Below are 12,869 nucleotides of genomic sequence, written 5' to 3'. Positions count from 1 at the left end.
GCCGTGTCAGGTGCAGTGCCGCGGCGCCTGCCGCCACGCCCGCCGACCGGCCACCCCCGGCGCGGGCGGGTCCGCCGGCCAGCCGCAACCGGCTCTGACCGGCCGCGACGGGCCCGGTCACCGATGGCCGGTCGGTTGGCCTGTCCGCCGGCCGGCCCCCCGGCCAGGATCGGTACCGCCGCTCAACGACATCCCCGGTGTCATGTCCGTGACCGAGATCCGTCCGAGGAGACCTTGATGAAGCCCCTCCGCACCACCGTCGTCGCCGCGACCCTGACCCTGGCCGCGCTGCTCGGCGCCGCCCCGGCCCAGGCCGACGTACCGGCCGCCCAGGGCCTGCTGCAGGCCGGGGCCGCCAAGGGCGTCGCCGACGGGTACCCCGCCGTGGTCGGCCTGGTCCGCAACGGCGACACCACGCAGTACGTCAGCGCCGGGGTGAAGGACGTCGGCACCCGTACCCCCGCCGACCCGAAGGCGCAGTTCCGGATCGGCAGCAACACCAAGGCCTTCACCTCGACCGTGCTGCTCCAGCTGGAGGCCGAGGGCCGGCTCTCCCTCGACGACACGGTGGCCAAGTGGCTGCCCGGCGCGGTCAACGCCAACGGCTACGACGGCTCCAGGATCACCGTCCGCGAGCTGCTCAACCACACCTCCGGCCTGCCGGACTACGCCAACGGGGCCTTCGGCCTCCAGTACGCGCTCAACACCCAGCCCAACCAGCGCTGGGCCCCGCAGGCCCTGGTGGACCTCGCGCTCAAGCAGGCCCCCGTCGGCGCGCCGGGCCAGCGGTGGAGCTACGCCAACACCAACTACGTGCTGGCGGGCATGGTCATCCAGGCCGTCACCGGCAACGACGCGGCCGCCGAGATCCAGAGCCGGATCATCACACCGCTCGGCCTCACCGGCACCAGTTTCCCGACCAGCGACCCGACCCTGCACGGCAACTACCTGCACGGGTACCAGTACCCGGTCGGGTTCCCCTTCCTGATGCTCGACGAGACCGTCTCGGACGTGCAGATCTACGGTGCCGCCGGTGCGATGGTCTCCACCGCGGACGACCTGGCCACCTTCGACCGGGCCCTGCTGACCGGCAAGCTGCTGCCGCCCGCCCAGGAGGCCGAACTCAAGACCACGGTGCCGATGGGCGGTTCCGCCGTCGCCGGGTACGGCCTCGGCATCGCCCATGTACAGATGGCCTGCGGCCAGTGGGCCTGGACCCACACCGGTGCTGTGCTCGGCTACTACAGCACCTGGTACAGCAGCGATGACGGCAGCAAGCAGGCCGTCCTGGCGAACACCGAATTCCACATGATCGACTCACCCGCCACCAGGGGCCAGGTCGACACCGGCACCGCCCAGGCCAACGCCTTCTGCGCGCTCTGACCCGCCCCACCCCCTGAAAGGACCGTACGATGAGCTCCCTCCTGCCCACCCGGCGCCACCTGAGGACGGCCCTGGTCGCCGCCGCGCTGACCGTCTCCGCCCTGCTCGGCACCGCCCCCGCGCACGCGGACACCACCCCCGCCCCGCCCGCGCTGAGCGACGGCTTCGGGCTGACCCAGGTCGGCTCGCCCGAGGTGCACTCGGCCACCGACTTCACCATCACGGTGACCACCCCGCAGCTCTCCGGCACCCACAAGATCCGGATCTTCCTGCCCGCCGGCTACGCGGCCGACCCGGGCAAGCGCTGGCCGGTGGCGTACTTCCTGCACGGCGCCGGCGGCGGTCCGGACGACGCCGGGGCCGTTCCCGCCCTGCACAACGACGGGATGATCACCGTGACGCCGGACGCCGGCCTCAAGGGCTGGTACGCCAACTGGGCCATGCAGAACACCGTGGTCGGCGCGGCGAACTGGCGGACCTTCCACCTCGACCAGGTGGTGCCCTTCATCGACGCCAACCTCCGGACCATCCCGGACCGCGGCCACCGGGCCCTGATCGGCCTCTCGATGGGTGGCTACGGCGCGCTGCGCTACGCCGAGAACCGGCCCGACCTGTTCGGACACACCGTCGCGCTCTCAGGGGGCATCGACTTCGGCATGGGAGTGATCCGGGGCGCGGTGCTCGGCACCGAGCTGAACGTGACGGGCGCCTGGTGCGCCGTCAGCACCTCCAGCCCGGCGGGCACCGGCCAGTGCACCGGCTACGGGCCGGTGGTGGACAGCGACGCGATCTTCGGCTCGCCGTACCCCGTCTTCAACGCCGACCACATCTGGAACGAGGTCAACCCCGCCGGCCTGGCGAACCTGGCCAAGCTCGCGAACACCGACGTCTCGCTCTACACCGGCAACGTCGGCCCGATCGACTTCTTCACCGAGGGCGCCTCGAACACCGTGAAGAGCCGCCTCGACCAGCTCGGCATCCCGAGCCGGTACGTCGACTACACCAACGGCGCGAGCCTCTCGCCCAGCTGCGACGGCGGCCACGACTACGGCTGCTGGGCGCCGGCCATCGCCGACTACATCCCGCACCTGAAGTCCGCCTTCGCCGCCGCGGGCTGACCGGGACCACCACGCGGTGCCGCCGACCCGTGGGGGGCCGGCGGCACCGCCGTACGCGCACCTGTACGCGTACTCGTACGCGTCCGTGGACCCGCCCGGCCGGGCGGGTCCGCTTCCGGGGTTCCGGGAGCCGGCCGGGCACACAGCCAACCTGAAGGCGGGTTCAGCGTGGTATGCGATCCTGTCGGCCATGACGACAGGTTCGACGGGCCAACTCCAGCAGAACAGACCGACCGCCCCCGCCAGGCACGCGCTGAGCAAGGTGCCGGAGGTGACCGCGCTCTTCTGGATCATCAAGGTGCTGACCACCGGCATGGGTGAGACGACTTCGGACTACCTGGCGAACCAGCTGCTCAGCCCGCCGGTCGCGGTCTGCCTGGCGGGCGTCGCGCTGGCGGCCGCGCTCGCGCTGCAGTTCTCCGTCCGCCGGTACGTGGCCTGGATCTACTGGACGGCCATCGTCATGGTCAGCGTGTTCGGCACGATGGCCGCCGACGTCCTGCACGTCGGGCTGGGCGTCCCCTATGCCGCGTCGACCACGTTCTTCGTGATCGTGCTGGCCGCCGTTCTCGGGCTCTGGTACGCGACCGAGCGGACCCTCTCGATCCACAGCATCCACACCCGCCGCCGCGAGCTGTTCTACTGGGCCACCGTCATGACGACCTTCGCGCTCGGCACCGCCGCCGGGGACCTGACGGCGGTGCCCCTGCACCTGGGGTACTTCTCCTCGGGCGTGATGTTCGCCGTCCTGTTCGCCGTGCCCGCGCTGGGCTTCTGGCTGCTCCGGCTGAACGCGATCACCGCCTTCTGGTTCGCGTACATCGTCACCCGCCCGCTCGGCGCCTCCTTCGCGGACTGGGCCGGGGTCCCGCACGCCCGGGGCGGCCTGGCGCTCGGCACCGGGCCGGTCAGCCTGGGGCTCGCCGTGGTGATCCTCGTCCTGGTCGGCTACCTGGCGGTCAGCCGCAAGGACGTCGCGACCGCTCCGCAGCACTCCGCACGCTAGGCGGCCGGGCCGGGGCCGGCGGCCCTGGAGGAGCGGTCGGGCCGAGGCGGACAGAACGGCCCGGGGCGGGTGCCCCGGGCCGGGCCGTCCGCACGGGCGGAAAGTCCTTGCCGGCCGGCCCGTGATCGTAGGATTCCCGGTATGACAGAGCCCGCCTACCCGGCCAAGCCACGCCCCGGCGACCGCGTCGCCGTCCTCTCGCCCGCGTCCGGTCTGCCCGAGGTGCTGCCGCTGCCGTTCGAGCTCGGGCTGCGCAGGCTGGTGGAGGAGTACGGCCTGGTACCGGTGGAGTACCCGACCACCCGCCGGCTGGGCGCGACCGCCGGGGAGCGGGCCGCCGACCTGCACGCGGCCTTCGCCGACCCACAGATCAAGGCGATCGTCACCAGCATCGGCGGCGATGACCAGATCACCGTGCTCCCGCACCTGGACGCGGAGCTGATCCGGGCCAACCCCAAGCCGTTCTTCGGCTTCAGCGACAACACCAACCTGCTGATGTACCTGAGCAACCTCGGCATCGTCGGGTACCACGGCGCCAGTGTGATGACCCAGTTCGGCCGGCCCGGCGCGATGCACCCGCTGACCGAGGCCTCCGCCCGCGCGGCGCTCTTCACCTCCGGCGAGTTCGAGCTGACGCCCTCCCCGGAGACCAACGACGTGGAACGCCGCTGGGAGGACCCGGAAACCTTCGAGTCCGCACCCGTGATGGAGCCCGCCGGCGGCTGGTCCTGGCACAACGCCGACCGGGTGGTCGAGGGCGCCGCCTGGGGCGGCTGCGTGGAGGTGCTGGCCCAGCTGCTGATGGCCGACCGGGAGATCCGCCCGGCGGACGAGTACGCGGGCGGGGTGCTCTTCCTGGAGACCTCGGAGATGCTGCCCGGCGCGGAGGAGGTGTACCGCGTCCTGCGCAGCATGGGCGAGCGCGGGCTGCTGCGCCAGTTCCCGGCCCTCCTGATGGGACGGGCCCGGGCCTGGTCCTTCGACAAGCCGAACGACGCCGCCGGCCGCGAGCGCTACCGCGCCGGCCAGCGGGCGGCCGTACTGCGGGCACTGGCCGAGTACGCGCCGGACACCATGGCGGTCTTCGACGTCGACCTCGGCCACACCGACCCGCAGGTGGTGATCCCGTACGGCGGCCTGGTCCGGGTCGACGGCCCGGCACGGCGGATCGCCGTCGTCTACTGATCCCGCCGGTCCGGGCCGCCGGGCGGAGCCCGGCCCCGGCCTGGAACAGCCGAGGGAAGACCCCGTAAGGTGGCGAAATCGAGCGTGGTGTCCGACACCACAGCGGACAGGTGTACGTCGCGCAGGCGGCGGGGCGGGGCGGTGACCGGCGGTGGCTGACGTGACATCGACCTCCGGGGGCGCTGAGTGGTACTCAGCGGGGGCGGAGGAGACGACCGTGCTGCCGCCGTACCAGGAGACGTTGCCGGCGGTGGAGCGCACCGCCGTCCTGCCGCGCATCGCGGACGGCTTCGAGCCGCCGGTCGCGCCCCCTGTACCCGTGCCCGTACCTGTGCCGTCCTCCCCGGTCAGCCCGCCGCGCCCGCCCGCCCAGCCGCCGGCCCAGCCGGCCACCCCGCCCCGGCCGCCCGTGCGGCCGGTCGTCACGGCTGCGACCGTCCCTGCCGCGCCGGGCGCCGCGCAGACCGCGGCACAGGCCGCGGCGCAGGCCCCGGCGGGGATGGCCGGGGGACCGCGCGGCCGGATCCTGGTGGTCGAGGGCGGATACGGCGGCCCCGGCCGTCGGCCGTGGGGACGGGCGGGGGCGGGGCACGCGCCGGTGCTGTCCGCGATGCTGGCGGCGGTCTCGCCGCAGATCCTGCTCGCCGCCGACGCCGTGGACGCCGTCCACCTGCCCGGCGCCACCGACCCGCAGAGCGTGCTCGCCCACCTGCGGGCGGCCGCGCGGCACCCCGGACCGCTCCTGATCCACCTCGGCGGCCATCTGGTCACCGACCGGCGGGCCGAGTACCTCTACCTGACGCTGCGCGACACCAAGGGTGGCTCACTGCGGCAGGACGCGCTGCCCTGGCAGGCCGTCGCCGAGGAACTGCGGCACCGGCCGGCCGAGTGGGGCACCCTGGTGGTGGCCGACCTGAGCGCCGACCAGGCCGCCTGGCCGCAGCTGCAGAGTTCGATCTCGCCGCTGAAGGACGGCCTCCCGCTCTGGGCGGTGGTCAGCCCCGACCCGGACCGGGTCGGCACCTTCACCCGCGCCCTGATCGAGGCCCTGCACGGCGGGCGCCCGGGGGAGGGGCCCGTCCTGTCGCCGGAGCAGCTGCGCGGGCAGGTGCACTCGGTGCTGCGGCCCGACGTGATCCTGTTCTCCTCGTACCCGGCCGACCGGCCGGTGTTCCGCAACACCGCCCGGGTGCTGGCCGAGGACAACCCGGAGCCCAAGCCGTGGGACGGCCCGCGGCCGTCGGCGGTCATGCCCAAGCCGGCCAACCGGACGGCGCGTCAGCGCCCGGTGGCGAAGCGGGTGCTGCTCTCGAAGGACGCTGGTCCCGGTGGTGGCGTCGGTGTCGGTTCCGGTGCCGGCGCTCCGGCCCGGCGGCCGGGTGACCCGGTCACGCTGCTCAAGCCCGGCGTGCCGCCGACCCCGCCGCGCCCGCCGCGGCCGGTGTCGCTGCTGAAGCGGACCGGTGCGACGGGTGGCGCCGCCGTGCCCGCCCCGGCGGCGGGGACCGAGCGGGTCGCGACCCCGACGGTGAGTTTCACCAAGTCCGTTACCGCCCAGGACACCTCTGCCCAGCTCGCTCCTGCCCAGCCCGCCGCCGAGCCCGTCGGCGCCCGGGTCAGCTTTGCCAAGGCCGCCGCCACCCAAGCCACCACCACCCCGCCGCCCGCCGGTGCCCGGGTCAGCTTCGGCAAGGCCGCCGCCCAGCAGGCCGCGCGGTCCGTGCCGGAGCCCCGGCCCGAGGCGGAGCAGGGCGTCAGCCTCGCCAAGCGGCTCCCCGCCGCCGAAGCGGCCGCTCCCGCGCAGCCGGTGTCCGAGCCGGTCGACTACCGCGAGGCGATCGGCCGGATCGTCCGCTGCGCCGACGCGGGCGAACACGACACGGCCATCGAACTCGTACTGGAGCTGGAGCAGTCGGCCGTGGCCGCGCACGGTCCGCTCGCGCCGGAGGTGCTCCAGGTGCGGCAGGTCCGCGCCCACGTCTCGCGGCTCGCGGGTCTGCCGGCGCTCGCCGCCCTGCTCTACCGCGAGGTCGCCCTGACGCTGCTCCGCTCCGAGGGGCCGGAGCACCCGGAGACCCAGCGGGCCGCGACCAACGCCGAGGCGTGCTGGCGGGCCGTCCCCGACCGGGCCGAGGCGATCCGGCTGGCGCCGGAGATCATCGAACTCCGCGCCCACCTGCCCGGTCCGGACGGCCGCAAGCTCCGCGCCTCGGAGCGTTACCTCAAGCAGCTGGTGGCGGCCCAGTCGGAGTCGGCCCGGTAGGAGCCGGCGCGGTAGGAGTGGGCCCGGCCGGCCGGAGTCGGGGCGGCGGATCGGCTCGTGCCCGGCCGGCAGACGGACAGGTGCCCGGCCCCACCTCCCTGCGGAGGCGGGACCGGGCACCCGGTCGACTCGACTTCAGTGGACGACTACCGACTACCGGCCGGCGATCGCGTGCACGAAGCGCGCGCCGTCGATGGTGCCGAGGCCCGACGAGAGGTCGTAGCCCTTGGCGGCCTGGTAGCCCGTGACACCGTTCCAGCCGTTGTCACCGGCGGTGACGTCGGTGATGCCGCTCCACTGCGAGGGCAGCGCGCTGAGGCCGTACATCCGCCAGTTGAGCTGGCCGAGACGGTAGCCGGCCAGCTGGTCGGCGAGCGCGACGACGCCGGAGAAGATCGGCGTGGCCTCGCTGGTGCCACCGGTGAGGTGCCAGCCGACGGCCTTCGGGTCGTACGACTCGTACGTCCAGGCCGCGCCGTCGACCGCCGCGCTCATGCTGATGTCGGGGGTGCCGCGGTGGTTGCCGGTGACGTTGGCAACGCCCCACTGGTACCACGGACGGTCGAAGACGCCGGAGACGCCACCGCCGCCGGCGCCGTAGGCGTCGTGCCACACCGCGTCGGGCGCGGTGCGGTTGCCGTTGTTGTCCAGGGTCAGCTGGGTGCCGCCGACCGAGGTGACCAGCGGGTCCGAGGACGGCCAGGAGTTGACCTTGTACGGGTACAGGTTGCTGCTGTTGTCCGAGTCCGTCGCGCCGTTGTCGCCGGAGGCGGCGAGCACGGTCACGTTGTGCGCGGCCGCGTCCTTGAAGGCGTACCGCAGGTCCGTCAGGGACTTGAAGTCGCCCTTGTCGAAGCCGGGGAAGGTGTTCTCGGTGGCGCCGAAGCTCTGCGAGATGACGTCGCCCTTGCCGGACTTGATCATCGCCTTCTCGGCGTCCATCATCTCGGGCAGGCCGGTGACGCCCTCGGTCTCGGCGACGCCGGTCTCGACCAGGACGATGTGCGCGTCCGGGGCGATGGCGTGGGCGTACTCGACGTCCAGCGTGGTCTCGCCGGCCCAGCCGGTGTGGTCCGGGTTGGTCGGGTCGAAGGGCGGGACGTTGCCCCACTGCTTGACCTCGACGTTGGTGTCCTTGATGCCCCACTGCTTGTCGAAGGTCTCAAGGTCGTGCTGGATGGTCGGCGAGCCGAAGGAGTCGACGATGACGATCGTCCGGCCCTTGCCCGTGACACCCTGCTGGTAGAGCGGGGAGAGGTTGTAGGCGGTGCGGTACTGCAGCGGCGAGTAGCAGTGGATGCCGATCTGGGCAACACAGTCTGAGGTCGATATCGGCGCCTGGCGCGAGGTGGCGCTGATGTGCCCGCTGGACGCCGGACGCACGTGAACGGTGGGGACACCGATCTGGTGACCCGCCAGAGCCGTGGTCTGGACGGTGACGCTCGCGCCGGTCAGGGCGGTGGCCCCGACGGCGAGCAGCGCCAGCGCGCGGGTGGTCGTGGAGCGTCGGGGGCCCGCGGTGACGGGGGTGCGACCCATGGAACTCCTTCGGAAAGGGCTGAACCGATCGTGACGATCGGCCCCGCAATCCCATCGGCAGCAGCACGATCATTCCATAGTCATATCGGAGTACCCCGGCATGGCCCGTATCGACTACTGGAAAAGGTAATGGCCACCCCAGGGTTGAGTAAACTCTCTGCTGGGGCGGCCATCTGACGGTACGCCAGATTCATTCTGGCTGTAGGGTCAGCGTGCGCCGCCGTTCACGTACAGCGTCTGGCCGCTGACGTACGACGCGTCCTCGCTCACCAGGAAGGTCACCACGGCGGCGACCTCCTCGGGCTGCCCGACCCGGCGCAGCGGGGTGCGGTCGGCGACCTGGCTCTGGTGCTCCTCCGGTGTGGCGCCCACCCGTTCGGCCGTGGTGGCGGTCATCGGGGTGGCGATGTAGCCCGGTGCGACGGCGTTGACGTTGATGTTGAACGGACCGAGTTCGATCGCCAGGGTGGCGGTCAGACCCTGGATGCCGGCCTTGGCGGCGGCGTAGTTGGCCTGGCCCCGGTTGCCGAGCGCCGAGCGCGAGCTGAGCGAGACGATCTTGCCGTACTTCTGCTTGACCATGTAACCCTGCGCCACATGGCTGCAGTTGTAGGCGCTGGTCAGGTTGACGGTCAGGACGGTGTCCCAGTCCGCCTTCGCCATCTTGAAGAACAGGTTGTCCCGGGTGATCCCGGCGTTGTTGACCAGGATGTGGAGTGCGCCCAACTCCTCCACCACGGTGGCGAACACCGCCGCCACCGCGTCGTAGTCGGCCACGTCGCAGCCGTACGCCCGCGCCGTCCCGCCCTTGGCGGTGATCGCGTCCACGGTGGCCTGCGCCCGCTCGGCGGTGAGGTCGACCACGGCGACCGCCGCGCCCTCCTCCGCGAGGCGGCGCGCGGTCGCGGCGCCGATGCCCTGCGCGGCGCCGGTGACGACGGCGACCTTGCCTGCGAAACGAGTCATTGCCTGCTTCTCCCTGAAGTCTCTGGATGTCGAACGCGCCGGATCCGCCGCAACGTCCTGCTGTGACTGCTGTGACTGCTGTGCCTGATAAGCCTGTTGGACTTGCCGGACCTGCTACGGCCGCCGTGCCCGGGGTGCCCGCCGCGTCGGCGCGGTCACGCGCTCTCGACGATGACGGCGGTGCCCTGGCCCACGCCCACGCACATGGTGGCCAGGCCGCGCCGGGCGCCGGTGCGGCGCATCCGGTGCAGCAGGGTGGTGAGGATCCGGGCGCCGGAGCTGCCGAGCGGGTGGCCCAGCGCGAGGGCTCCGCCGGACGGGTTCACCAACTCCTGGTCCAGGCCCAGTTCGTCCAGGCTGGCCAGCGTCTGGGCGGCGAACGCCTCGTTCAGCTCGGCCTCCTGGACGTCCTCGATCCGCAGGCCGAGCCGGTCCAGCAGCCTGCGGGTGGCGGGCACCGGGCCGACGCCCATGACATCCGGGTGCACACCCGCCGAGGCGCCGCCGACGTACCGGCCGAGCGGCTCCAACTCCAGCTCCCGCAGGGCGTCCTCGCTCACCAGCAGCAGCCCGGCCGCGCCGTCGTTCATCGGCGAGGAGTTGCCGGCGGTGACGGTGCCGCCGGCCCGGAAGACCGGCTTCAGCTGGGCGAGCCGCGCCAGCGTGGTGTCCTCGCGGATCGACTCGTCCTGGTCGACGGTCACCCCGTCCGGCCGGACCACCGGCAGCAGCTCCGCGTCGAAGTGCCCGTCCTTGCGGGCCGCCGCCGCCCGCTGGTGGCTGCGCAGCGCGAACTCGTCCTGCCGCTCGCGGCCGATCCCGTACCGGCCGGCCACCTCCTCGGCGGTCTCGCCCATGCTGAGCAGGCCGTGCAGGTCCTTCATCAGCGGGTTGACCAGCCGCCAGCCGAGCCGGGTGTCGTGCGTCTCCATCTTGTGCGGCATGGCCTCGTCGGGGCGGGCGAGCACGAACGGCGCGCGGCTCATCGACTCGCAGCCACCCGCGATCACGATTTCCGCCTCGCCCGAGCCGATCGCCCGGGCGGCGCTGGTGACGGCGTCCATGCCGGACGCGCAGAGCCGGTTGACGGTGACGCCGGGGACGGTGACGGGCAGCCCGGCGAGCAGTACGGCCATCCGGGCGATGTTGCGGTTGTCCTCGCCCGCCTGGTTGGCCGCACCCCAGTACACCTCGTCGATCCGGGCCGGGTCGAGCTGCGGCACCCGCTCCAGCAGGCCGCGCAGCACGGCGGCCGAGAGGTCGTCGGGCCGGACGGTGGACAGCGCGCCGCGCAGCCGTCCGATCGGGGTGCGGCGGGCGGCGGCGAAGTAGACAGGACGCACTTTGTCAGTCTCCTTTACATCTGTTGCTGACTGTTGGTCAGAACGCGTTGACGCCGGTCAGGGATCGCCCGATCAGCAGCTTCTGGATCTGGCTGGTGCCCTCGTACAGGGTCATCACCCGCGCGTCGCGCAGGTACTTGCCGACGGGGTACTCGTCGATGTAGCCGTACCCGCCGAAGACCTGGAGCGCGTTGTTGGCGGCCCGGACGGCGGCCTCGCTGGCGAACAGCTTGGCGACGGAGGACTCGGTGGCGAACGGCAGCCCGCGCTCGATCAGGTCGGCCACCCGCCAGGTGAGCAGCCGGGCCGCTTCGACGTCCACCGCGATGTCCGAGATGAGCTCCTGCACCAGCTGGTACGAGGCGATCGGCTTCCCGAACTGCTCGCGCTCGGTGGCGTAGCCGACCGCCGCCTCCAGGCAGCCGCGGGCGATGCCGACGCAGCCGGCCGCGACCGACATCCGGCCCTTGGCGAGCGCGGCCATCGCCACCGTGAAGCCCTTGCCCTCGGGGCCGAGCCGGGCGCTGTCCGGCACCCGGACGCCGTCGAACACCAGCTCCGCCGTCGCCTGGCCGCGCAGCCCGAGCTTGCCGTGGATCTCGCGCCGCCCGAAGCCGGGTGCGTCGGTGGGGACGAGGAAGGCGCTGACGCCCTTGTGGCCGCGCTTGTCGGGGTCGTCGCCGCCCGTCCGGGCGAAGACCAGCGCCACGTCGGCCCAGGTCCCGTTGGTGATGAACATCTTGCTGCCGCTGATCAGCCAGTCCTCGCCGTCGCGGACAGCGCGGGTGCTGAGGTTGGCGGCGTCCGAGCCGGTGCCGGGCTCGGTGAGCGCGAAGCAGGCGAGCGCCTCGCCGGAGGTGAGCCGGGGCAGCCAGTGCCGCTTCTGCTCCTCGGTGCCGTACGCGTTGACCGACTTGGCGACCAGACCGAGCGAGACCGAGACGATGCCGCGCACCGAGGAGTCACCCCGGCCGAGCTCCTCCAGCACCAGGCAGTACGCCAGGTGGTCACCGCCGCTGCCGCCGTACTCCTCGGGGATGGTCAGGCCGAGGAAGCCGACCTTGCCGAGTCTGCCGATGACCGACCGGTCCACCGACTCGGCGCGGTCCCACTCGGCGGCGTACGGCACGATCTCGCGGTCGGTGAAGGCGGCGGCCAACGCCCGTACGGCGGTCTGCTCCTCGGAGAGCTCCAGATCCATGGCGTCGGACACCCCGTCTCGGTAAGGTGGGTCTCGTTAAACTAGCGCTGCAAGTTTTACCCGGACTGTAGCCCGCCGGGCCGGGGTCTGGGAAGAGTGCCCCGACGGCGACTGCGAGAATGACCGACGAACATCCGTACGAGTCCGGTCGTCGCTACGGCCATGACCAGTGGCACCGACTTCGAGGGAGAGGGAGCCGACGATGGCGCGCCCGCGCACCCCGCTGCTCAGCCGCGACCGCATCGTCGGCGCCGCGCTGGCCCTGGTCGACGCGGAAGGGCTGGACGCGCTCTCCACCCGCCGCCTCGCCGCCGGACTCTCGGTCAGCGGACCCTCGCTGTACAACCACTTCGCCACCAAGGACGAACTGCTCGACGCGGTGGTCGACAGCGTGATGGGCGAGGTCGACCTGTCGATGTTCGACGCCGTCGCCGACTGGCGCACCGCCCTGCGCGACTGGGCCCGCTCCTACCGGGCCGCCCTCGCCGCACACCCCAACATCGTGCCGGTGCTGGCGCAGGGCCCCGGGCGGCGTCCGAACGCGCTGCGCCTGGCCGACGCCGTGTTCGGCTGCCTGGTCGAGGCCGGGTGGCCGCGCGGCCAGGCCACCCGGATCGGCGCGCTGATGCGCTACTTCATCACCGGCTCGGCGCTCGGCTCCTTCGCGGCCGGTTTCCCCGAGGATGCCGAGGTCTACGCCGCCCGGTACCCGCACCTCACCGAGGCCCACCTCCTCGCCGAGCACCGGCGCAGCATCGACGAGGGTGCCTTCGAGACCGGCCTGGAGGCCCTGCTGGACGGTCTCGACCTGCGCTACCGGCGCACGGCCGGATCGGACTGAGCGGATCGGACCGACCGGATCGGA

At 72.7% G+C, this 12,869-nt stretch carries 10 protein-coding genes; 6 read left to right on the top strand and 4 right to left on the bottom strand.

Translation table 11 applies throughout. The features are described from left to right. Positions 1-237: 237 nt before the first annotated feature. The 5 genes from ABD330_RS20145 (at position 238) to ABD330_RS20125 (ending at position 6,955) form a co-directional block, all read left to right on the top strand. Positions 238-1,383 (top strand): serine hydrolase domain-containing protein, encoded by a 1,146-nt coding sequence (locus ABD330_RS20145; protein ID WP_344467051.1) that lies wholly within the window; start codon positions 238-240, stop codon positions 1,381-1,383. Between the two features lie 29 nt (positions 1,384-1,412). Then, positions 1,413-2,501 carry an alpha/beta hydrolase gene (locus tag ABD330_RS20140; RefSeq protein WP_344467048.1) on the top strand — a complete coding sequence of 363 codons (1,089 nt, stop codon included), beginning with the start codon at positions 1,413-1,415 and terminating at the stop codon, positions 2,499-2,501. 190 nt (positions 2,502-2,691) lie between these two features. Beyond that, on the top strand, positions 2,692-3,507 hold the full coding sequence (locus ABD330_RS20135) for a COG4705 family protein (RefSeq protein WP_344467046.1): 816 nt from the start codon (positions 2,692-2,694) through the stop codon (positions 3,505-3,507). Between the two features lie 141 nt (positions 3,508-3,648). Then, positions 3,649-4,692, top strand: coding sequence for a S66 family peptidase (locus ABD330_RS20130; protein ID WP_344467044.1), 1,044 nt, complete (start codon positions 3,649-3,651; stop codon positions 4,690-4,692). Between the two features lie 217 nt (positions 4,693-4,909). Next, complete coding sequence (locus tag ABD330_RS20125) at positions 4,910-6,955, top strand: hypothetical protein (protein ID WP_344467042.1); 2,046 nt, start codon at positions 4,910-4,912, stop codon at positions 6,953-6,955. Positions 6,956-7,108: 153 nt separating this feature from the next. Here ABD330_RS20125 and ABD330_RS20120 read toward each other — a convergent pair whose 3' ends face one another. The 4 genes from ABD330_RS20120 to ABD330_RS20105 all read right to left on the bottom strand — a co-directional run bounded on the left by ABD330_RS20120 (position 7,109) and on the right by ABD330_RS20105 (position 12,004). Then, positions 7,109-8,494 carry a S53 family peptidase gene (locus tag ABD330_RS20120; protein ID WP_344467040.1) on the bottom strand — a complete coding sequence of 462 codons (1,386 nt, stop codon included), beginning with the start codon at positions 8,492-8,494 and terminating at the stop codon, positions 7,109-7,111. 207 nt (positions 8,495-8,701) lie between these two features. Then, positions 8,702-9,460 carry a 3-oxoacyl-ACP reductase FabG gene (gene fabG, locus ABD330_RS20115; protein WP_344467038.1) on the bottom strand — a complete coding sequence of 253 codons (759 nt, stop codon included), beginning with the start codon at positions 9,458-9,460 and terminating at the stop codon, positions 8,702-8,704. A gap of 155 nt (positions 9,461-9,615) precedes the next feature. Then, positions 9,616-10,803 (bottom strand): thiolase family protein, encoded by a 1,188-nt coding sequence (locus ABD330_RS20110; RefSeq protein WP_344467036.1) that lies wholly within the window; start codon positions 10,801-10,803, stop codon positions 9,616-9,618. A gap of 37 nt (positions 10,804-10,840) precedes the next feature. Next, a complete protein-coding gene (locus tag ABD330_RS20105) occupies positions 10,841-12,004 on the bottom strand; it encodes an acyl-CoA dehydrogenase family protein (protein ID WP_344467156.1) in 1,164 nt (387 codons plus the stop codon). A 202-nt stretch (positions 12,005-12,206) separates the two neighbouring features. Here ABD330_RS20105 and ABD330_RS20100 point away from each other — a divergent pair, with 202 nt between their 5' ends. Beyond that, positions 12,207-12,845, top strand: a complete 639-nt coding sequence (locus tag ABD330_RS20100) for a TetR/AcrR family transcriptional regulator (protein ID WP_344467034.1) — start codon at positions 12,207-12,209, stop codon at positions 12,843-12,845. Positions 12,846-12,869 lie beyond the last annotated feature (24 nt).

The sequence above is a fragment of the Kitasatospora kazusensis genome, from assembly GCF_039529945.1.
Lineage (GTDB): Bacteria > Actinomycetota > Actinomycetes > Streptomycetales > Streptomycetaceae > Kitasatospora > Kitasatospora kazusensis.
The sequence above is the reverse complement of the archived record's forward strand: the minus strand, read 5'-3'. Positions and strand labels throughout refer to the sequence as shown.